We start from the raw sequence: 20,558 nt of genomic DNA, 5'->3' as shown, positions 1-20,558 counted from the left end.
TATCAGCTAACTTGCTTAACTATAGCTGGCAGCACGTTAAGATGCGATGGGGCTAGCACTAAAGGTGATACAGCAACAACCGCTAAGCCCCCTTAGCCACACTATTTCTGCAGCGGCTTTACCAAGCTCAGCTGATACACGTCGTGGCGCCGGTCTTTCATGGTGTTAACACTGCCATGGGTGTGCAGCTCTTTTAACGCATCCAGGTCAACATCCACTATCAGTAGCATTTCTGAGTTGGGCGTGGCTTCGGCTTTAATGCCGGTGGTTGGAAAAGCAAAATCTGACGGGGTAAACAGTGCCGACTGCGCGTACTGAATATCCATATTATTTACCCTGGCTAAGTTACCTACCGCCCCGGCAATGGCAACATAACACTCGTTTTCTATCGCACGGGCCATGGCGCAGTGCCGCACCCTGGTATAGCCGTTTTGCGTATCGGTTAAAAACGGTACAAACAAAATATTCATGCCCTGATCAGACAACAGCCGGGCATATTCCGGAAACTCGACATCGTAGCAAATCATAATGCCGATTTTGCCGCAGTCGGTGTCAAATACCTCAACCTTGTTGCCACCGGTCATGGCCCAGTTGCGTTTCTCAGCCGGCGTAACGTGCACCTTGTCGTATTGCTCCCAACTGCCATCACGGCGACATAAAAATCCGCTGTTATACAGTTTGCCGTCAATTAGATACGGCATGCTGCCGGTAATAATATTGATGTTGTACGCAATGGCAAATTCGATGAATTTATCGCGGATGGTTTCAGTATATTTTGCCAGCTGACGAATGCTTTCGGTCACGCTTAAATGGTTGTAGTGCTCCATCAAAGGCGCGGCAAACAGCTCGGGAAACAAGATAAAATCGCTTTTGTAATCCGATACCGCATCAACAAAAAACTCCATCTGTTCAAACAGCTGGTTAATGTCTTTCATATTACGCATTTGCCACTGCACCAGCCCCAGCCGCACTTCAGCCTTGGGCGCATTAATCAGCTTAACTGACTTGGCGTAATAGATATTGGCCCATTCGAGCAAGGTGGCATATTCCTGTGACTGGGTATCACCACGCAGATAACCTTTAAGTAATTTGCGCACATGAAAACCATTGGCCAGCTGAAAACTCAGTACCGGGTCATGGATTTCCCGCACTTTCACTTTTTCAATATACTGTTTAGCGCTAAGTGTATTGGCGTATTTGTTGTAGTTCGGCATCCGGCCGCCGGCCATAATGGCGCGCAAATTTAAATTTTCGCACAGCTCTTTACGCGCATCGTACAAGCGCCGGGCTAACCGCAAGCCACGATAATCCGGGTGAATAAACACCTCTATGCCATACAGCACATCGCCGCTGGGGTCATGATTTTTAAACGAGAAACCAGTGACTATCTGGTCATAAGTGTGTTCGTCACTAAATTTGCTGTAGTCGATAATCAGCGAAAAGGCGCAGCCGACAACTTTACCGTCGACACAAACACACAGCTGGCCGTCGGGAAACTTGGTGAGTAAGGTATTAACCACTGGCTCGGTCCAGTTCAACAACGCAGCGTCCTGATACACCTGCTCTGACGCTTTACGCAGCGCCGACATATCTTCCCGCGTTAAGTGGCGCACTTCAACATGATTGGCTTCCATGGTGTCTCCTGCTGTTTGTATAGTCTTTAAAGACTAACACATCAGGCCGCCGCTGACAGAGGTTACGCCAATCTGTTTATCAAGCTGTGCGCCAAACCCGGCATTACACTATGCCTATCCGCTGCATTGTGTTGCAACGCTATACGGCGATTTTACTGGGCCGTAGCGTCTTCATGGTCTTTATCAACCGCTGGAGCTGGCAGCATATCTTCGCGGCTGACACCCAGTATTTCCGCTATTGCGCTGGCAACATATACCGACGAGTACGTACCCACGGCAATACCAAATAGCAATGCGGTAGCAAAACCATGAATAAGCGCCCCGCCGATAAAAAACAGCACTATCAGCACCAACACGGTAGTGAGTGAGGTGATAAACGTGCGGCTTAACGTGGCCGTAATGGCATCGTTAATAGTGTCATCAACACTGGCATCGCGTAATTTGCGAAAGCTTTCGCGAATGCGGTCAAACACCACTATGGTGTCATTGATAGAGTAGCCAATCAGTGCCAGTATGGCCGCCAGCACGGTTAAATCAAACTCGAGCCCCAGCAGTGAAAACAGGCCCAAGGTTAGAATAACATCGTGCGCCAATGACGCTACCGCCCCAACCGACAAACGCCACTCAAAGCGCATGGTAACGTAAAGCAGAATACCCAATAATGCGACCAGCATTGCCAGGCCACCATCTTGCTTTAGCTCTTCACCGACACTGGGGCCAACAAACTCAAGCCGGCGCATGGTGACCGGGTCAACCTGCTGGCTGTTCAATGCCACTAGCACGGTGTCACCCACTTCAGCCTGCGCTACGTCGGCGCGCAGTGGAATACGAATTAGCACATCGCGGCTACTACCAAACAGTTGCACCACAGCGTCATCGTAACCCGCAGCGTGCAATGTTTGCCGCACGGCCACTAAGTCGGCCGGTTGGGCAAAGCCCACTTCAATCACGGTACCGCCGGTAAAATCCAGCCCCCAGTTAATGCCCTTGCTGGCAATAGAACCCAGCGATGCCAATACCAGCACTGCCGACAACAACAGTGCCAGCCACTTGAAACGCATAAACTTCAACGGCTCGGAAAATTGTAATATTTGCATGTTTTCGTTCCTTAGATGGGCAGTGACTGCACGCGGCGGCCACCCCAAAATAAATTAACCAGTAACCGGCTACCTACTACAGCGGTAAAAATTGAGGTTAAAATGCCAATAGCCAATGTGACGGCAAAGCCTTTTACCGGGCCACTGCCAACAGCAAACAGGATAAGCGCCACCAATAAGGTGGTAATATTCGAATCGGCAATGGTGGCAAAAGCACGGTCATAGCCTAAATGGATAGCCTGTTGCACCGAACGGCCCTCTTGCAACTCTTCGCGGATGCGCTCAAAAATAAGCACGTTGGCGTCTACCGCCATACCCACTGTCAGCACTATGCCGGCCATACCCGGCAAGGTTAACGTGGCGCCTGGCACCATTGACAGCACACCAACTATCAACACCACATTAGCCAGCAGCGCAATATTGGCCACCAACCCAAAAGCTTTGTAGTACACCAGCATAAACAGCAGCACCGCTACCAGGCCCCATTGAATAGCCGCCAGCCCCAGCTCTACATTCTCCTGCCCCAAGCTTGGCCCTATGGTACGTTCTTCGATAATTTGTACCGGGGCAATTAACGCCCCCGCTCGCAGCAAGGTCGCCAGATTTTGTGCCTCTGCAGCGCTGTTAAGACCACTAATACTAAAATCGCGCCCTAGTCGCATCTGGATCACGGCGTCGTTAATCACTTCCTGCTGTTTAACCAGCACAGGGTTACCGTCTGGCCCCAACGCAGCGCTGGGTCTATATTCGGTAAATACAGACGCCATCCGCCGGCCAACCGCATCTTTACTAGCCACTGATAGCTTGCTGCCACCCTGTGCATCGAGCTTAATGTTTACCTGAGGACGGCTGAATTCATCATAGCCGGCTGTCGCACCGCTGATATGATCGCCGCTAAGCACAATGCGCTTTTCCAACAACACGGGTGCACCATCACGGCTGTAAAACAGCTCGGTATTGGGTGCCACACGCCCTGCCAGCGCGGCAGCAATGTCGGCCTCGGTATCAACCAGACGAAACTCCAGTGAAGCGGTAGCACCAAGAATCTCTTTCGCCTGCGCTGTGTCTTGCACACCTGGTAACTGCACAACAATACGATCGGCCCCCTGGCGCTGCACTAATGGCTCGGCTACGCCAATCTCGTTCACCCGGTTACGCAAGATAGTGATATTTTGCTGTAGGGCATATTCGCGGATTTGCTTTAACCGCACCTCACTCATACTTAACTGCAGGCTGAGCTTGTCTGTGCCGGGGCTAACGAGCAATTCAGTATCAAGCCGTTTCAGTAACAATTGTGCCGCTTGCACATCGGCCGCAGTGCGTAAATTCAGTTGCACCTGAGCGCGCGCCATATCTGCCTGTACATTACGAAAACGAATATCGGCGTTGCGCAAATCCAGCCGCACCGTTTGCACCAAATCCTGCAAGCTTTTATCCAGCGCAGCCTGCATATCTACCGCCAATAAAAAGTGCACGCCGCCGCGTAAATCCAGGCCCAGTTTTATCGGTTTAGCACCAATAATGTTTAACCATGCTGGCGTGGCCGGTGCCAGGCTAAGCGCAGTAATAAAGTCAGTTCCCAGCACTTGCCGTGCTAAGTCGCGGGCCTGAAGCTGCTGCTCTGTACTGCTAAACCGGGCCAGCAACTGGCCGTTTTCCAGCGTTATTGACTTGGCCGCCAGGCCCGCTGCGCTGAAATGTTGCTGCAGTTGGGCGCGGCGTTGTTCAGTGATAACACCGCCACGGCTGGCACTAATATTTAGCGCCGGATCTTCCGGATACAAATTGGGCAGCGCGTACACTAGCGCCAGCAATAACATGCCGGCCACCAGCAGATATCGCCAGAGTGGGTTCGTATTTAACATCGGTTTTCCTTTACATATATCTAGCCCGATGTAGCACGACTACACCGGCTTATAACAGGGTTGAACAGCTAAGCTGTTCAGGCGTTAAGTTATGCGAAGGACAACACAGGCGGAGCCCGCGGCTGATGCGCAGGCAGATAAAAAAAGCTGATAACCACGGTCACCGCAGCCGCAACGCCTGCAAAAACTGCCTGAGGCAGTTGCGGCATGCTGCTGTTAACTACAGCGACAGGTTCGTCATTGGGGTCATCTTGCGGGGCTAACGTATGCTGTAGCAATGCCGGATTAAGTGCCAGTAATTGCGTGTCTGCCAATGGCGATAAGCGAGTATCGTGCACGGCCAATGCTGGCGGAGTACACAATAAACTTAAATAAACCAGTATGGCAAAACTACTGAGCCAGCGCATAGAACCCCATTCATTACGACAAGCTCGCTTGTCGATACGCGCTGCTATGGCAGCAGCACTTAGCGCATAATGCGGTCTGTATTGACGCGGCACAAGAGCTGCGCGCAAAAATAAACTGGCGCTAAGGCACGGCCGGTTAGCTTAACAGCTGCAGCTTTGCCAATTGCTGATACAAGGGGCTGGATTGCAGCAACTGCTGATGGCTACCACTTGCCACCAACTTGCCTTGCTCTAGCAGCAAAATGCGATCGGCAGTCAGTACCGTTGCCAGGCGGTGGGCAATAATCAAGGTGGTTTTGCCTTGCATAAGGTAGTCCAGTGCTTGTTGTACCTGCTGCTCGCTAATGGCATCCAGCGCGCTGGTAGCTTCGTCTAACAGCAATACCGGCCGGTCGGCTAAAATAGCGCGGGCAATGGCAATACGTTGTTTCTGGCCACCGGATAAACGCACTCCACGCTCTCCGAGCTCGGTGGCATAACCCGCGCTAAAGTCACGGATAAATTCATCAGCCCGCGCCGCGATGCAGGCGTTGACAACATCTTGCTCACTGGCGTCGGGCCGGCCATAGCGCACGTTTTCCAGTACGCTGGTGGCAAAGATCACCGACTCTTGCGGCACCAACGCAAACTGCGCGCGCAGCTGCACTAAATCTACACTGCTAATATCAATATCATCGAGAAAAATCTGCCCTGCAGTAGGTTGGTAAAACCGCTGTAGCAACTGAAACAAGGTGGTTTTACCGGCGCCGCTTGGGCCCACCAAGGCAATACGCTCACCAGGTTTTATGTCAATACTCAGTTGCTGCAACACAGTTTTATCGGCCACCTGTGGGTAGGCAAAACTCAGCTGCTGCAAACGCAAGGCACCGGTAACCGGCGGCTGCAGCGACAGCGCAGCATCTGGCGAAACAATATCAACCGGCGCCTGCGCCAGCTCAATTAAACGCTCGGCAGCGCCGGCGGCACGCTGAATATCACCCACAACTTCGCTAATGGTCGCCGCGCTGCCTGCCACCATTACGGCGTAAAACATAAAGGCAGTCAGCTCACCGGCACTAACGTTACCTGCCATCACATCCTGCGCGCCAACCCAACTAATAAGCACCATCGCGCTAATACTCAGCAGCATAACAGCGGCGATGAGCAATGAGCGGTACACAATACGTTGCTTTGCGGCCTGCATCACCTGCTCTATACGGCTGGCGAAGTGCGCTGTATCAACAGTTTCATGGCCATAGGCTTGTACGGTATGAATTTCATGCAGGCTTTCATCTACATAAGCGCCAACGTCGGCTAACTTATCCTGGCTGGCGCGCGATAAGCTGCGTACTTTACGCCCCAGCACAATAATAGGCAGCAACACCAGCGGCACGGCCAGCAGCACCAAAGCCGTCATTTTAAAACTGGTTAGCGCCATCATCACTAAACCACCGATGGCGGTAACACCAGAGCGCAGCGCCATCGACAAACTAGAGCCCACCACACTTTGCAATAAGGTAGTGTCGGCAGTAAAACGTGATATCACCTCACCAGTGCGCATCTGGCTGTAAAACTGCGGCGACAGCTTAAGCATATGTTGATACACCCGATTACGGATATCGGCGCTCACCCGTTCGCCCAGCCAGGTCATTAAGTAAAACCGGCAAAACACAGCCACCGAGGCCAGCAGACACAGCAGCAAAATGCCCACTGTGATCTGGTTTAACCGCGCACTGTTATTGGCAACAAAACCATCATCTACCAGTAAGCGCACGCCCTGGCCCAGTGCCAGCCAGCTTAATGAACCAATCAGTAAAAATAACAGCGCCAGCAGCACCCGATTGCGATACGGCTGTAAAAAACTGAGCAGCCAGGGCACGACAGATGTTGTATTGGTCATCCGTTTGCCGCTGCCAGCTGGTTTGTATGTTTCACGTTGATGGCTCCTGATACCAATCGGTCCAATTACGAGTCAGTAGGTACACGCCATAACTGGCAAACTCGGCAGTTAACTTGCTGTAAAAATCAAAATTGGTCAAATTTACCGTTAGGAAGCAATTATAACTGCAGTTAACCGGGCGAAATGTTTGGCTGGAAGTAGCAATAACCCTGCTATTGAAGCCATGCCGTTGTATCAATTGGCTGACCCGCCAGGCGTGAAAATCGCTGGTGATAATGTAATCAGCTTTAATACCGCGCGCGGCCAGGCTGCTGAACTCCTGATAAGTATTGTCGCCACCGTAAAAACAATCCATCGCCAACTCTCGCTGCTGGGCTAACAGGTAATCGACATAGGGCTTACAGTGCTCTGTAGTGATAAGCACACTGCTACGCGGCGGCATAATCCTGACCAAGTGGTTTATTCTGGCTTTGGCACAGGTTGGCAGCGCAGTAGCCGAACCGCCGCAGCCCAACAACACCGTTGTGTTACCCGCAGTGATCACCTGCTCGGCAATCTGGCTGCTATACAGCTGCCGCATGTGGTTAGCCAGCCAGGTATTACCCGCCAAATAGTAAAATATTAATAATAACCAAAGCCCTTTTTTACGGTAGCCAATGCATGCTAGCAATAAGCCAAGCAAGAGTAGATTTTGCGGGTATAAAAAGGGCTCAAGAATGTCTTTCATCATCTCTCCGTTGGTGGGCTGTGAGTAGCAAGGCGTTGCACAGTGCCCAGGGTAGCCATAGCATACCGGATGTTAGAATGTGGCCGGCAACGGACGACACCAGCAACAACAGTAGATTAAGCATTAAAATCACCCGGCCGATGCCGTTATAGCAGTGCTTAACACTATGGCGGATGAAGACAGCAAAGGTTAGCCCCCAAGTTACCAGCCCAGCGACTCCGTAAAATATCAGTAAGTCAAACCAGTCTAGCTCGGCGAAGTATTTCTTTAAATACAGCGCAATGCCGCCCTGCCCCACACCCAGCAATTGCTGCCAATGGCTATAGTGCTCGGTTAAACTTTGCCAGATGCGCCCAGCGTAATAATCACGCGACGATAACGCAATACCGCTGATACCACGTTGGTGGTAAACAAAGCTGAGCTTGTCGTACATACCCAGTAGCTTCAGCAGCGTTTCAGCATTGGCAAGCACGGCTAAAAACAGCAGCAATGCCATACCGCCAACCAGCAGCAACACATGTTTTTTACCGCGCCAGAACGCTGCATGTTGCATTAACAGCGGCACCAGCAGCACTAACAGCACCACCCCAAACAAGCCGGTTTTAGTTAGCATCGACAGTGCCAACATAAATGCCAGTACACTAACGCCGATAAAAGCGGCTTTATACCGTGGCCAGCTGACACATAGCAATGCGGCAGTAATCACCAATAACACCGCTGACAACTCGTTGGTCGAGTAGAAAAAGCCTTTAATACCTAAAAAAGCTTGCGCTACGCCCTCCAGTGGCTGATAGGCGGTAAATCCCAGGCCAGCGGCTCCGGCCAAGGCATTAAGCAGCAATACCACTGCACTTAGCTGCAAGGTTTGCCAAAACACTCGCTGTGCTGATTGGGGCTGGCGTTTTTGTAGTGCCAGCAGGTAGCAAAATGCCAGCAACGGGCTTAGCGCTTTAACGGCCAGCTGTATATCAGCCAGCATCCAGGAGGTAGCCAGCTGTGGCCAGTGCCACGCCGGACCAATTAACATGGCCATCAGCATGAGCAGAAAACCCAGTGCCCACACAGGCCGGTACAATACCGTGGCAAACGCCATCAATGCCAGCACGCCTATTTTATAAAACACCGACAGGCCGTAACTGCTGCCCTGCTGTTGCAGCAAAGCACCATTGATGCAATCAATAAGTAAACACAACGGGATCAGCCTGCAAAGCAGGCTGTCGCTATAGTGTTGCCAGCGTGATCTGGCCTGGACCACCGACATTATTTTTTAAACAATCCGCGAATACCTTTGCTAAATATTTTAATGCGCCAGTGGCTAAGCAGCCCCAACTTGTGTTTCACATAATAACGCCATTTAAGCTTTACCAGGCCATAACGACTACTGCCTAGTAACCCGGATAATGTCAGTGGAATTTGCTCCATACTCTGGCGGTAAAACATTTGATTTTGCAAATTGCGCTCGCTCATATGGACGCGATGTTTGGCAATAAACTGCTTGTGTGCATCCAGCCGCTTAGGTGAATTAGTAATGCGACCCAGCTCATGGCCAACATTAACTTTATAGCTGGCAGTGGCTATGCGCAGCGCCGGGCCATACGCTTGCACCACGCGCACCCACATGTCGTAATCCTGAAACGCCGCCAGGGTTATATCAAAGCCCCCCAAAGCCAGCATGCGCTCACGACGCACTAATGCCTGATTCGATAAAATATGTAAATCCAATAACTCAGGCAACGCCACGATACGCCGGCTGGTAAACAGCTGCTTTTGTACGGTGCCATAATCCCAGATATAGCCAGAACAGACACAACTGTATTTATCATCATACGCCTGATACAAGCTAGTTAGCCGATTCGGTAAAAACTCATCGTCATCATCAATGCCGGTTACAAAATCGCCCTTGGCTTCAGAAATAGCGCGATTACGCGCGGCACAAGCGCCCTGCCCGCTGGGTTGACGGAAAAAGCGGATACGCTCATCATTAATATACTTATTGGTTAGCACCTGCCAGGTATCGTCGCTAGAGGCATCATCTACCACCAGTAGCTCGAAGTTGGCGTAATCCTGCACCAGCACCGACTCAATAGCGCGGATTGCCATTTGCACCCGGTTGTAGGTGGGCATATATACGCTGATCAGTGGTAATGCTTGCTTGTTTGTCATCTAAACTCCCTATCTGATGTTATATTTTACCTAGCCAGTACCACCAAACGTAGCGCAGCAAGCCCAACTGGCGGCCAATTCGGCTGGGCTGAGCCAGTAATCGATAGGCCCATTCCAGATTCAGTTTGCACCACAGTGCAGGTGCGCGTTTAACATTGCCGGTAAACACATCATAACTGCCCCCTACACCCATGTAGAAACACTCCGGATGTTGCTCCCGTATCCGCTGAATGAGCAACTCTTGCTTTGGCGATCCCATGGCGACACTGACAATACGCGCACCGCTTTGCTTAATTTGGGCAATGAGTTTGCTTTCATCGTTAAAGTAGCCGTCTACCGCCCCAACCAGATTAACGCCCTGATGCTGTAATTTTTTCGCCGTTTGCTGGCTAACCACGCCTGTAGCGCCAACAATAAATACCGGTGTTTGCATGCTGGCGGCACGCAGCATTAATTGTTGCCATAGTTCACAGCCGGGGATGCGCTGCACCTCACTACGCAACCTGTTGCGCATTACTTTTACCACGCCGATGCCATCAGCATAGCGAATATCCGCGGCGTTAATCACTGCTTCAATTTGCGGGTTTCGCATAGCAGTAAGTACTTTTTCCGGGTTGATAGCAATAGCTGAACCCGTATACACCGTGCCATCGTCATGTAGAATAAACGCCAGCAACTGTTGCATGTCTGCAAATGCCGATACCTGCACCGGGCCAATGTTTACCTGCGGTATCTGGCCTGAAATTCCGCCGCTGCCTGAGTCTGTCATTCTAAGATATCCTGATAAAGCTGCTGTAGTTCTAACACTACCTGGCCCAACATATATTGCTCTGCGCTGACTCGACATTGCAGCTGCATCTGCTGGTATTGCTGTGTCGATTGCAGGAAAAACTGCATTAAGGCCTGACTAAACAGGCTTAGCAAGTGTTGCTCTTCGTCTTGCTGCGCAACTAAGATACCATTTTCGCCGGTTACCAGCTGTTCTAGTGCACCATCGGTTTCGGTTGCAATAACCGGTGTATAACACGCCATAGCTTCGGCCATTACCAGGCCAAAAGCTTCATGGCGCGACAAACTAATAAAACAGCGCGCCTGGCTGTATAGCTGCTTTAGCGCCGCACTGTCTTTGGGCCCAACCACCAACACATTAGGGTATTGCCGGGCCGCTGTTTGCAATTTTTCTAACCAAGGGCCGGCTCCCGCAATCACGACTTTTTTGTCGGCAACTACAGGCAGTAATGCTAACAATCTGTCCATGCCTTTGTTGTGATCCAAGCTACCAACATACAGAATATCAATGCTTTTTTGTTGCCAGTTCAACGGCTCAACCTGGCGAAACAGTTCACTTATTCCTGCCGGCAGAACCATCGACCTTGGCGCTGGCAGGCTAAAATGCCGGGCTAACGCCTTACTGGCGAAAATCCATTGATCTACCTTGGCTGCACACCAACGATATAGCTTACCCGGCGGTTGATACTTGTAAATATCACTGCCATGACAGGTAACAATAATTTTTACCTGGCGGTGACGCAGCGCTTTGTACAATAAAGCCAGCCAGATAGTGGGATAAAAAAAATGCACGTGCACTATATCGAAACGCCGCCGGCTAAGGATATAGCGCCAGAAAAAATCGAGCAAAAAAACCGGATATTTCAATATTTTGTTCAGCAACGAGTCACTGTGCCAGCGCATATAATGATAAGCAGGATGCAGTGAAGCCAGTGCCCACACCTGATTATGCACAAATTTACCCTGAAATGGCGCTGAAGACTTTGGCCCCATGTTGCTGATAATTAGAATATTTCTGTTAACTGCTTGCACGCTGAAATGTCTTCCTGCTCGTCTGTTACTAAGGTTATATCGTTGTTGTGTAGCCAGAAAATACTGCGCATAAGCGGCCTTGCCGGCGAACATTGAAACCGGCATAGTAATAACCGATAGTAGCTGACGCCTTGCTGAATAACTACAACCCGACATCGGAAAGTTAAATGCCTGAACCTATTAACCTTTATCTTGCAGCTTTCGTTACATCCTGTATTGCTATTGCAATTTTATATCCATTTTCAATACGTATTGGCCTGGTTGATATTCCGCGCGGCAGAAAGCAGCACCAGGGTGCTGTGCCATTGATTGGCGGTATTGCTACCTACTGCGGTCTGGCCGTGGCGATGTTATTTTTTGCCGACGGTAGTATTCAGCCACTATATTACCTAGCCTGCTGCGGGGTTATTGTACTGCTAGGCATGTTTGATGATTACCTTGATTTAAGTGTAAAGCTACGTCTGGTCGTACAAACGGCTGTCGGGCTGGCAATGACCTTTAGCCTGGACTTACATCTGGCAAGTTTGGGCAATCTGTTTGGTTTCGGTGTTATTGAACTGGGTGTACTTGGCCTGCCGATAACCTTGTTGGCGGTTATTGCCGCCATAAACGCCTTTAACATGACCGATGGCATTGATGGTTTGGCAGGCATGCTTAGTTTGGTCAGCTTTAGTACTATTGCCATTTTCATGACGCTGTGGGGACAGCAAAGCTATGCCAGCCTGGCATTAGTTATGGTACTGGCCATGCTGCCCTATCTGGCGTGCAATTTAAATTTAATCCCCAGCCGGCGAATTTTTATGGGCGACGCCGGTAGCATGCTTATCGGCCTTACCGTGATTTGGTTACTGATCATTGGCACACAAAGCGCCAGTGCCAGTTTCAGGCCAGTAACTGCGCTATGGATCATTGCTATTCCTTTGATGGATATGATTGCCATAATGCTGCGGCGTATTCGTAAAGGCCAATCACCGTTTCAGGCAGACAGAGAGCACCTGCACCATATTTCACTGCGCTTGGGGCTAAATTCGCGTGAATCTTTGGCGTTAATTACCGCCTTGGCCTGCGTGTTCGCCTGTATTGGCATTATTGGTGAATACCTGTTGTTGCCAGACTGGTTGATGTTAAGTTTTTTTTTATTGCTGCTGATTGTCTATATCTACCTGCTACAGCATATCTGGCGTATTATCTCGCACCTGCGGCACAAACGAATGCCCGGTGCTAAGTCCAGGATGGTTAAGTGATACAGTTAATTAGAAAAATCATACTGGCGCGAGCCACCGCTATGCTGGGCGATAAATTAGTTAAGCTGGCTGCAGGCGCTGTATTAACAGTATTTGTCGCGCGGATGCTCGGTGCCAGCGAGCTGGGCGTGTATTCGATAGTCATGGCATGGAGCGCGTTTTTGGTGCCCATGACCAGTTTAGGGCTAAATAATATCGTCGTGCGCCAGATGGTAAAGCACGACAACGGCCATGCGGCCATGACCATGCTCTACAGCGCCATAAGTATGCGCCTGCTACTTGGGCTGCTGGGTGGCAGCTTAATGCTGCTGGCGTTTTATTTACTATACCCCAACATGTTCAGCGGCCACACTGCTATCGCCATTCCGGTGCTGTTTTTACTGCAAACCTTTTTTGGCTTTTTACTGTTTGAGTTTTACCTTAATTACCAAGGTACTTTTCGCACTGTGGCCTACGTTAAATCGGCCATATCGTTGCTAAGTTTTAGTATAAAGCTGGCATTGCTATATAGCGGCTTTGGCATCGCCAGCTTATTGCTACTAACCGGTATTGAGTTTTTTGTGGTGGGTATAGCGCAGTATATTGTTTACCGGCGCAAACATCAGCCTTACAAAGACGGCGAAACACGCTGGCCGGCTTATCATCCTCGCTGGTTTAATCTGCAGCAGGCTAAACAGTTACTCAAGCGCTCATCCTGGCTGTGGCTGTCGGGTATTGTATCGGTAATTTATCTAAAAATTGATATTGTGATGATTGGCTCTATAGCTGGCACCGAGCAAGCCGGTATTTATGCCGCTGCCAGCCGCTTATCGGAGCTTTGGTACGTGTTTCCGGCTACCCTGGCGGCGCGTTACTACCCGGATATGATCCGCGCTCATCAACAAGGCTGGACACCGTATTATTTAAAATTACGTCGCTTTGCGCTGCTGTTTTTCACGCTGGCGTTTGCCATTGCGGTGAGTATGTCAGTACTGGCTCCCTGGATTGTCAGCCTGCTATTCGGCGATGCTTTTGCCAGTGCAGTGGATGTGCTGCGTATTCATATTTGGGCCGGTTGTTTTATCTTCGTACGTTATTTGATTAGCCAGCACCTGCTTATTACCGAGCAAGAGCCATTATCCTTGCTCAGCCATGCTGTCGGTGCTGCGCTAAATGTCGGCCTCAATTTGTGGCTTATTCCCAAAATGGGCATAGTTGGTGCAGCCTGGGCCACGCTGATATCCTATGCGTATGCCTCGTTCTTTTTTCTGTTGTTAGCCAAAAGTACCCGTGCCCAGCTTTGGCAACTGATTACCGTACGTAGCACAAACACCCAATAACAAGGCGTTTTATGAGCAAACCACTTTTCGTAGAAATTAAAGGCGTGCAGTTTCGTAATAAAGGCGCTTATTTAATGTTGCTAGCCAGCCTGGAAGGGCTAAAAGGCATTAAACAACCGGTTGAACTAGTGCTGTCCCCCGGGCCTAATTTGCCCTATGTAGAGCGCGCCCGCTTAGGTGCCTGGCAAAAATTGTCTTTTCGCCGCGGCGGTCTGGATTTAACGCCGCTTATCGGCAAGTTACCAGGTGCAGTGCAGCGACTGTTTAACCGCTATGGCATGGTAAGTGAGCAGCAGGTCGATTTAGTGCTGGAAGCCAGCGGCTTTGCTTATGGCGATCAGTGGCCGCTGCGGTTTTTACAAAATACCGCCAAAGAGGTGGTGCGATTCGCCAAAGCTGGTAAGCCGTTTGTGTTTATGCCGCAAGCCTTTGGCCCGTTTAAAACCGAAGATAGCAAAGCGGCCATGCGCGATATTATTAACCATGCCAGGCTGATTTTTGTCCGCGATCCGGTCTCATTACAACATTTACAAGGCTGCCAGCCCAACTTACCCGACTCAGTGGTGCTAACAGCCGATTTCACCATTAGCCTAAGTCCGCGCGCTAACGATGAGATACCCGCCATTAGCGGCCCATACGCCGCACTTATTCCGAATAATAAAGTGGTGTCCAAATTTAACCACCCCGGTGCCGAGCAGCAACGTAGCAATTACATTAACGCTTTTGCTGCAGCGGCCAATAAGCTAGCCGCTGAAGGGATGCAATGTGTGCTGGTAAACCACGAGGGAAAAGAAGATGCACAGCTGTGTGACGAAATAGCTGAAATGGCGCCATGCACTATTATCCAAATAGACGACCCGCTAGCGGTAAAAGCCTTTATCGGGAAAGCAGAATTGGCTATTAGTTCGCGTTTTCACGGCGCGGTAAATGCACTAAGCCAGGGCGTCCCCTGCATTGCCACCAGTTGGAGCCACAAATATCACGCTATGATGTCAGACTTTGGCATGGCGGATTACTGTGTAGCAGAGCTAAGTGAAGCTAGTATGCTGGCTGCTTTACAGCAGCTACTGGATAACAAGGCCAGTCTCAGCAGCCAGGTTAAAACTAATGCAGGGTCACTCAAACAGCAAAATGCCGCTATGTGGCAGCGGCTTTATCAGGCTATCGGTTAACGCATTAGCTAACCCCGGGGACAAATAGCGGCACTTTTAATGTGTTATCCACTTTTTCAGCGCCGCCGCACATTTCATCATAGGCCGACTGGTGTACTAAATAAGCTTTATAAATTGTACAGCGGTGCAGCGCCAGCTTCACCTGCTCAATACTTTGGAACTGTTGTGGTTTATTATCTTCGTCGACTAAAAATGATTTTCGACCGTCATAATCGGCTTCTGCCAGATAGACGCCCATTTCAAATGAATGAATGGTGAGTTCATCTATCCGCACATCCTGATGATTTAAATGGGCTGCACGATGAAAGTTCATAGTCATCTCCGTTAAGTGGCAAACTGCTTTTTGTTACGTTTTAGTATAGCCAGTGGATTGCCAGTGGAAAAAATAAAGCCTTTATTACCCACCAAACAGATACAAAATGGATACCTGCTTTACTCTGTTAGCTAACATACTCTAGTATGCAACTATCGCTGTGTTTAATGTTGTGACACTTATGGACGCCAGTTTTTATCGTTGTAAACAAATATTGATTATTGATGATTGCGCGCCAGTGCGAACATCGATAAAAGCGATGGCGCAACAAATTGGTTTTGAATCAATTCACCTTGCACGTGATGCCAATGAAGCCATAGCCAAATGCCTGGAAATTCCGTTCGATTTTATCCTGAGTGATTTTAATCTCGGTGACGGTAAAGATGGTTATCAACTATTTGAGTCGCTGAAAACGCAACAACTACTGGCGCCAATGGGCTGCTTTATAATGATCAGCGCTGAAAATCAGCGTCAGATAGTACACGGCATGATAGAGCTGCAACCCGACGATTATCTGCTCAAGCCTTTTACCTTCCAACAGCTGGAGCATCGTATCAGCCGGGCGATTAAAAACCGCATTGCACTGCGCAAAATCTATCTTAACCTGTTTGATAATGATTATAAAAATGCCATCACAGAATGTGAAAATGTGGTTACGAATAAGCCTGAGTTCGCCGCGGCAGCGCTAAGAATAAAGGGTGAACTGCTACTAACACAAAAACAATATGCCGCAGCGGAAACGTTTTATCAGCAAGTTCTACAACGCCAAAAAACCTTGGCTTGGGCCCGATTAGGCCATGCAGTAGCATGCTTCTATCAGGAGCGCTGGGATGATACCGAACTGCAGCTGGCTGATCTTACACAATTTGATGAAACCAAAGTAGAAGCACTCGATTGGTTGTCGCGGCTGTATGTTAAATACCGGCGCTTTCAAATTGCCCATGACACCTTAACTGAAGCCGCATTACTGTCGCCGAAAAACATTGTTCGCTTAAAAACATTGGCTAACTTAGCGTCCATTATTGGCGATAAGCAGGCATCTTCGCGCATTAACAGTAAAATAGTGGCTACTGCACGACATTCAATTAATGATATTGCCGAAAACTACTTAAACCAGGCGCGCAGCCTGGTAGACGCTGCCTATTGTGGCAATGTACTTGAGCGCGCGGTGACAATTAACAATGCCGCCAAAATTGTGGATCATCTGGCTAAGCGTTTCGATGCAGACAAAATAAAAGCAGAAATTACCATTTTGCGCAGTCGTTTTTTAGCGGCCAAAGCAGAATTGATCGACGCTAAGCAGCTTATCAGTGAGATACCGTTGTCATACCAGCAAAACATTACTATCGACAGCTGCATGGATGCCGCAAAAGCGTATTTTGAACTGGGCGACTTATATGCCAGCCAAATTTATATCGATAAATTACAACATATCCTCGACCGGGATGACTTTTTAACTGAAACCCAGCGCATTATGCTGGAAATGGAACAAAGCCGGCACGAAGATTTGAAAGCCAAACTTAAAGTTATCAACGCTGAGGCTGCAGAGGCCTACCAGCGTGAAGACTTTAACACCGCATTTGACCGTTTTGCAGAGACATTTGACTACATGCCCACCAACCCAGCTATTGCTATAAACCTGATGCAAACCATGATTAAAGGCGCCAGAGTTACTGACTTCAGCCAACGCTACGTGCGCGCTGCCGTGAAGCTACTCGCCAGAAGCGAATTAGATGACGACATTAAACTGCGCTTTAAACGCTATTTGAGCCAAATTAAAGAAATGCACCCGGAAATGATCCCCAGACGCCGGCCAAAAGAGCGTGAAGTTTTGTAAAGACAACACTGGCCGGTCTAGCTATAGCGGCGCTGCACCTCAGCAACAGAGTTAAATATTAACTGCTCTAATACACTGGTATCGACAGCAGCAAGATTTTTAATATACAAACAGGCCTTGCCCATTTTATGTTTACCCAATAGTTGCAGCAGCGCTTGCTGTTGCTCACTTTCTGCCAATAAATAAATCACCAGTTCGCGACCACGTATGGCAAAACCGGTTAACGGTGCCTCACCACTATGGCCACTGTCGTAGGTGTAATGATAGCGGCCAAAGCCCACAATACTAGGCCCCCACATAATGCCACTTTGGCCGGTTATCTCAGTAAGCAAACAGATCAACTGCTGACAATCGGCCAGTTGCTGCGCATTAGCGCGGATAGCCAGGTAGTCATCCACACTAATCGCTGTCGGTTTGGTTTTATTCTCTGCCATCATCATTTTAATCCAGCTTTACCGGGTTAGCGGACCCGTCGCCCACTACCGTATGCCAGGGTTTAACCTGCCAGCGTGTAACCAAGCCGTTTACTACATAAGGATCAGCTTTAGCAAAGGCAGCCGGAATATTGGCAGAGGCACAACAAAACAGCAGCAGCGCGCTGTCTGCTGGTTCACCCACCGCCCCGCCTAACAGCAACTCGCCGCGCTCGGCTGCTTGCCAGGCCAGTGCCAGATGGGACGAGCGAAATTCAGCCCGCCGTGTCAGATAATCCGGCGCGGTATCGTAAATCAGCAGAAAGTGCATAGTGTTTACTCCGCTTTGATGGTCGCCTGCCAGTTTACCGCTTGCCATTGACCGTTACGTTTTACAAAAGTGCCGCTGTTTAAGTAGCGCTTGGTATCAGCGCCTGATCTACCCACCAGAACAAATGCCACTACAGCGGTGTCACCGTATTGCATAATGCGCACATCTTCACTGCTGTATACGGTGTCTATCTCTTCCGGCTTTAACATACCGCGGCTGGTGACACCTTGCATCAGTTCAGCCTTGCCAAATCGCGTACCTGAAGAACTGGTATAAATAAGCTCATCGGCCCAGTATTTGTTGTGAATAGCGGCATCGTTGCGCGTGGCGCCGTCTAAAAACTCGCTTAACAGCGCCGTAAGTTCTGCTTTGTCGTCTGCAGTGACTAAAGCGGGTGTAAGTAACAGTGAGGCAAGTAGTAGGCTGGTTTTCATTGTCTATTCTCTGTTGTTTTTTTGAATTGATTATTCGCTAAGCTAGCACACAAAAAAAGACGCCGCAGCGTCTTTTTTTCCAGTAATCAGTTGATTACATGCTGATACCACCGTCAATTTCTACCACCCGACCGGTGAAGAAATTGTTTTCAAAGATGTATTTCGCGGTGTGGGCTATTTCACTGGCCTCCCCCAACCTACCTACCGGCTTCATTTTCTCTAAGCGGTCACGCGCTTCCGGTTTCATCGCATCGGTCATGGCGGTGCGAATAACGCCCGGTGCTATGGCACCCACACGAATACCAAAACGACCCAGTTCACGTGCCCAGGTTACCGTCATCGCTACCACACCGGCTTTAGAGGCAGCATAGTTGGTCTGGCCCATATTGCCGCCACGGGCGACGCTGGACATATTAATAATTACGCCCTTGGTGCCGCGTTGCACCATAATGGCAGCGGCTTCACGGCCACACAGGAAGACGCCGGTTAAGTTGACATCTATTACCGACTGGAACTGCGCCAGCGACATTTTGCTTTGCAGCTCGCCGTCTTTGTATTTCAGCAATAAGCCGTCGCGCAATATGCCGGCATTGTTAATCAGGCCATCAATACCGTTAAAATCGCTGTCGATTTGCGCAAAGGTCGCTTCAACTTGTTCTTCATTAGCCACGTTGGCAATGTAAGTATGTACTGTGGTGTTAGCACCAAGCTCAGCCTTGGCTGCCGCTAGTTGGTCGGCATTCATATCAATTAACGCCAGTTTGGCGCCTTCTGCTGCACACATGCGTGCCATTTCCAGCCCTAAGCCTTGTGCTCCGCCAGTGATAACGATGGTTTTGTTTTGCAGGTTCATTTCTTTCTCCGACATCGCGATTACTGCGATATGAGCAAGTGCGTAGAATTTTTCTGCCGGGACCGTGTTTTTCAGGGACGAAAAACACGAGCCTACAGGGACGTATTTACGGCGTGTCCCGGAGAAAATATTCGGAGTACTTGCGTGTTAATTCAAATTAATTGGCTTTAGCAAACAGTTTAAAAATACTGGAAAAATCCAATTTGCCATTACCGGCCCTCTGGTGCGCCACGTAAAGGCTGCGCGCCAGTGCACCCATTGGTGTGCTGCTACTGCTTTGCATTGCTGCTTCCAGCGCAAGGCCTAAATCTTTCGCCATTAAATCGACCATAAAACCGCCCTGATAACCGTTGCTGGATGGCACATTTGGCATCACATCCGGGCAGGGGTTATACAGCTCTAAGGTCCAGTTACGACCAGAGCTTTTCAGCATAATGTCTGATAGCACTTTAGGGTCAAGGCCATTGTCTACGCCCATTTGCAATGCTTCAGAAGTGCCGACCATTAAAATACTCAGCAGCATATTGTTGCAAATTTTCGCCACCTGACCGGCACCAACAGCGCCGGCATGAAACAGGTTTTTGCCCATATTACCAAGCATGGTTTTCGCACGCTCAAAATGCGCCGCTTCACCGCCAACAATAAAGGTTAAGGTACCGGCTTTGGCACCACCAACGCCGCCTGACACCGGTGCGTCGATAAAAGCGATACCCTGAGCAGAGAGTCCAGCACCAACTTTACGCGCACTGTCAGCATCAATGGTAGAGCAATCAATGACCAGTGCATCTTTACTGATACTAGCGGCTACACCCTGCTCGCCCAGATATAAGCCGATGACATGCTTACCTGCCGGCAGCATTGAAATCACAAACTCCGCGCCAGCTACCGCCTCTGCTGCTGTAGCCGCAACTGCAGCGCCTTCGGCTTTTACCTGTGCCAGTGCCGCTGCCGATAAATCAAACGCCGTAACCGCATGGCCGGCTTTCACCAGATTGATGGCCATAGGGCCACCCATATTGCCTAAACCTATAAATGCAACCTTCGCCATA

Annotated in this window: 20 protein-coding genes; 4 read left to right on the top strand and 16 right to left on the bottom strand. The window is 49.7% G+C overall.

Annotation, left to right across the window (positions count from 1 at the left end; translation table 11 throughout):
* Nucleotides 1-101: 101 nt before the first annotated feature.
* The 10 genes from I4W93_RS02300 to I4W93_RS02255 form a co-directional block, all read right to left on the bottom strand.
* On the bottom strand, nucleotides 102-1,634 hold the full coding sequence (locus I4W93_RS02300; RefSeq protein WP_205310046.1) for a bifunctional GNAT family N-acetyltransferase/carbon-nitrogen hydrolase family protein: 1,533 nt from the start codon (nucleotides 1,632-1,634) through the stop codon (nucleotides 102-104).
* Nucleotides 1,635-1,786: 152 nt separating this feature from the next.
* Entirely contained in the window at nucleotides 1,787-2,731 is a 945-nt protein-coding gene (gene secF, locus I4W93_RS02295; RefSeq protein WP_205310047.1) for a protein translocase subunit SecF, read from the bottom strand.
* Nucleotides 2,732-2,742: 11 nt separating this feature from the next.
* A complete protein-coding gene (gene secD / locus I4W93_RS02290) occupies nucleotides 2,743-4,596 on the bottom strand; it encodes a protein translocase subunit SecD (RefSeq protein ID WP_205310048.1) in 1,854 nt (617 codons plus the stop codon).
* Between the two features lie 89 nt (nucleotides 4,597-4,685).
* The gene (locus I4W93_RS02285; RefSeq protein ID WP_205310049.1) at nucleotides 4,686-5,096 is read right to left on the bottom strand and encodes a hypothetical protein; all 411 of its coding nucleotides are present in this window, start codon (nucleotides 5,094-5,096) and stop codon (nucleotides 4,686-4,688) included.
* Between the two features lie 43 nt (nucleotides 5,097-5,139).
* On the bottom strand, nucleotides 5,140-6,882 hold the full coding sequence (locus tag I4W93_RS02280; protein ID WP_205310050.1) for an ABC transporter transmembrane domain-containing protein: 1,743 nt from the start codon (nucleotides 6,880-6,882) through the stop codon (nucleotides 5,140-5,142).
* A gap of 31 nt (nucleotides 6,883-6,913) precedes the next feature.
* A complete protein-coding gene (locus I4W93_RS02275; protein WP_205310051.1) occupies nucleotides 6,914-7,609 on the bottom strand; it encodes a YdcF family protein in 696 nt (231 codons plus the stop codon).
* On the bottom strand, nucleotides 7,593-8,870 hold the full coding sequence (locus tag I4W93_RS02270; RefSeq protein WP_205310052.1) for an O-antigen ligase family protein: 1,278 nt from the start codon (nucleotides 8,868-8,870) through the stop codon (nucleotides 7,593-7,595). The genes I4W93_RS02275 and I4W93_RS02270 overlap by 17 nt, the downstream gene beginning before the upstream one ends.
* Nucleotides 8,870-9,772, bottom strand: a complete 903-nt coding sequence (locus tag I4W93_RS02265; RefSeq protein ID WP_205310053.1) for a glycosyltransferase — start codon at nucleotides 9,770-9,772, stop codon at nucleotides 8,870-8,872. The genes I4W93_RS02270 and I4W93_RS02265 overlap by 1 nt, the downstream gene beginning before the upstream one ends.
* Nucleotides 9,773-9,791: 19 nt before the next feature.
* Nucleotides 9,792-10,541 (bottom strand): WecB/TagA/CpsF family glycosyltransferase, encoded by a 750-nt coding sequence (locus tag I4W93_RS02260; RefSeq protein WP_205310054.1) that lies wholly within the window; start codon nucleotides 10,539-10,541, stop codon nucleotides 9,792-9,794.
* Nucleotides 10,538-11,593 carry a glycosyltransferase family 4 protein gene (locus I4W93_RS02255; RefSeq protein ID WP_205310055.1) on the bottom strand — a complete coding sequence of 352 codons (1,056 nt, stop codon included), beginning with the start codon at nucleotides 11,591-11,593 and terminating at the stop codon, nucleotides 10,538-10,540. The genes I4W93_RS02260 and I4W93_RS02255 overlap by 4 nt, the downstream gene beginning before the upstream one ends.
* Before the next feature lie 167 nt (nucleotides 11,594-11,760).
* On the opposite strand from I4W93_RS02255, the gene wecA reads away from it, so the two are divergent.
* The 3 genes from wecA to I4W93_RS02240 are packed head-to-tail and all read left to right on the top strand — an operon-like array spanning nucleotide 11,761 to nucleotide 15,328.
* A complete protein-coding gene (wecA, locus tag I4W93_RS02250) occupies nucleotides 11,761-12,837 on the top strand; it encodes a UDP-N-acetylglucosamine--undecaprenyl-phosphate N-acetylglucosaminephosphotransferase (RefSeq protein WP_205310056.1) in 1,077 nt (358 codons plus the stop codon).
* Nucleotides 12,834-14,156: a flippase gene (locus tag I4W93_RS02245; RefSeq protein WP_224673221.1), complete on the top strand. Its 1,323-nt coding sequence runs from the start codon at nucleotides 12,834-12,836 to the stop codon at nucleotides 14,154-14,156. The genes wecA and I4W93_RS02245 overlap by 4 nt, the downstream gene beginning before the upstream one ends.
* A gap of 11 nt (nucleotides 14,157-14,167) precedes the next feature.
* On the top strand, nucleotides 14,168-15,328 hold the full coding sequence (locus I4W93_RS02240; RefSeq protein WP_205310057.1) for a polysaccharide pyruvyl transferase family protein: 1,161 nt from the start codon (nucleotides 14,168-14,170) through the stop codon (nucleotides 15,326-15,328).
* A 4-nt stretch (nucleotides 15,329-15,332) separates the two neighbouring features.
* On the opposite strand, the gene I4W93_RS02235 is transcribed toward I4W93_RS02240, so the two are convergent.
* Nucleotides 15,333-15,641, bottom strand: a complete 309-nt coding sequence (locus I4W93_RS02235) for a DUF6482 family protein (protein ID WP_205310058.1) — start codon at nucleotides 15,639-15,641, stop codon at nucleotides 15,333-15,335.
* Between the two features lie 181 nt (nucleotides 15,642-15,822).
* On the opposite strand from I4W93_RS02235, the gene I4W93_RS02230 reads away from it, so the two are divergent.
* A complete protein-coding gene (locus I4W93_RS02230) occupies nucleotides 15,823-17,478 on the top strand; it encodes a tetratricopeptide repeat-containing response regulator (RefSeq protein ID WP_205310059.1) in 1,656 nt (551 codons plus the stop codon).
* 17 nt (nucleotides 17,479-17,495) lie between these two features.
* Here the strand turns inward: I4W93_RS02230 and I4W93_RS02225 are convergent, their stop codons facing one another.
* The 5 genes from I4W93_RS02225 to mmsB form a co-directional block, all read right to left on the bottom strand.
* Complete coding sequence (locus I4W93_RS02225) at nucleotides 17,496-17,918, bottom strand: DUF1801 domain-containing protein (RefSeq protein WP_205310060.1); 423 nt, start codon at nucleotides 17,916-17,918, stop codon at nucleotides 17,496-17,498.
* 1 nt (nucleotide 17,919) lies between these two features.
* Nucleotides 17,920-18,222 carry a YciI-like protein gene (locus I4W93_RS02220; protein WP_205310061.1) on the bottom strand — a complete coding sequence of 101 codons (303 nt, stop codon included), beginning with the start codon at nucleotides 18,220-18,222 and terminating at the stop codon, nucleotides 17,920-17,922.
* 5 nt (nucleotides 18,223-18,227) lie between these two features.
* The gene (locus tag I4W93_RS02215) at nucleotides 18,228-18,656 is read right to left on the bottom strand and encodes a nuclear transport factor 2 family protein (RefSeq protein WP_205310062.1); all 429 of its coding nucleotides are present in this window, start codon (nucleotides 18,654-18,656) and stop codon (nucleotides 18,228-18,230) included.
* A 94-nt stretch (nucleotides 18,657-18,750) separates the two neighbouring features.
* Complete coding sequence (locus I4W93_RS02210; protein WP_205310063.1) at nucleotides 18,751-19,509, bottom strand: SDR family oxidoreductase; 759 nt, start codon at nucleotides 19,507-19,509, stop codon at nucleotides 18,751-18,753.
* A 157-nt stretch (nucleotides 19,510-19,666) separates the two neighbouring features.
* A complete protein-coding gene (gene mmsB, locus I4W93_RS02205; protein ID WP_205310064.1) occupies nucleotides 19,667-20,557 on the bottom strand; it encodes a 3-hydroxyisobutyrate dehydrogenase in 891 nt (296 codons plus the stop codon).
* Nucleotide 20,558: the final 1 nt, after the last annotated feature.

The sequence above is a fragment of the Rheinheimera maricola genome, from assembly GCF_016918075.2.
Classification (GTDB): Bacteria; Pseudomonadota; Gammaproteobacteria; order Enterobacterales; family Alteromonadaceae; genus Alishewanella; species Alishewanella maricola_A.
Note: the sequence above shows the minus strand (reverse complement) of the source record. Positions and strands in the feature narration are given on the sequence as shown.

Bases quoted from the DNA above. Each gene is read 5' to 3' on its own strand.
- I4W93_RS02210 (WP_205310063.1), bottom strand. From the start codon at position 19,509: ATGAACCTGCAAAACAAAACCATCGTTATCACTGGCGGAGCACAAGGC.
- I4W93_RS02225 (WP_205310060.1), bottom strand. From the start codon at position 17,918: ATGATGATGGCAGAGAATAAAACCAAACCGACAGCGATTAGTGTGGAT.
- I4W93_RS02215 (WP_205310062.1), bottom strand. From the start codon at position 18,656: ATGAAAACCAGCCTACTACTTGCCTCACTGTTACTTACACCCGCTTTA.
- I4W93_RS02265 (WP_205310053.1), bottom strand. From the start codon at position 9,772: ATGACAAACAAGCAAGCATTACCACTGATCAGCGTATATATGCCCACC.
- I4W93_RS02220 (WP_205310061.1), bottom strand. From the start codon at position 18,222: ATGCACTTTCTGCTGATTTACGATACCGCGCCGGATTATCTGACACGG.
- I4W93_RS02275 (WP_205310051.1), bottom strand. From the start codon at position 7,609: ATGAAAGACATTCTTGAGCCCTTTTTATACCCGCAAAATCTACTCTTG.
- I4W93_RS02300 (WP_205310046.1), bottom strand. From the start codon at position 1,634: ATGGAAGCCAATCATGTTGAAGTGCGCCACTTAACGCGGGAAGATATG.
- mmsB (WP_205310064.1), bottom strand. From the start codon at position 20,557: ATGGCGAAGGTTGCATTTATAGGTTTAGGCAATATGGGTGGCCCTATG.
- I4W93_RS02260 (WP_205310054.1), bottom strand. From the start codon at position 10,541: ATGACAGACTCAGGCAGCGGCGGAATTTCAGGCCAGATACCGCAGGTA.
- I4W93_RS02235 (WP_205310058.1), bottom strand. From the start codon at position 15,641: ATGAACTTTCATCGTGCAGCCCATTTAAATCATCAGGATGTGCGGATA.
- wecA (WP_205310056.1), top strand. From the start codon at position 11,761: ATGCCTGAACCTATTAACCTTTATCTTGCAGCTTTCGTTACATCCTGT.
- I4W93_RS02280 (WP_205310050.1), bottom strand. From the start codon at position 6,882: ATGACCAATACAACATCTGTCGTGCCCTGGCTGCTCAGTTTTTTACAG.
- secF (WP_205310047.1), bottom strand. From the start codon at position 2,731: ATGCAAATATTACAATTTTCCGAGCCGTTGAAGTTTATGCGTTTCAAG.
- I4W93_RS02230 (WP_205310059.1), top strand. From the start codon at position 15,823: ATGGACGCCAGTTTTTATCGTTGTAAACAAATATTGATTATTGATGAT.
- secD (WP_205310048.1), bottom strand. From the start codon at position 4,596: ATGTTAAATACGAACCCACTCTGGCGATATCTGCTGGTGGCCGGCATG.
- I4W93_RS02270 (WP_205310052.1), bottom strand. From the start codon at position 8,870: ATGTCGGTGGTCCAGGCCAGATCACGCTGGCAACACTATAGCGACAGC.
- I4W93_RS02240 (WP_205310057.1), top strand. From the start codon at position 14,168: ATGAGCAAACCACTTTTCGTAGAAATTAAAGGCGTGCAGTTTCGTAAT.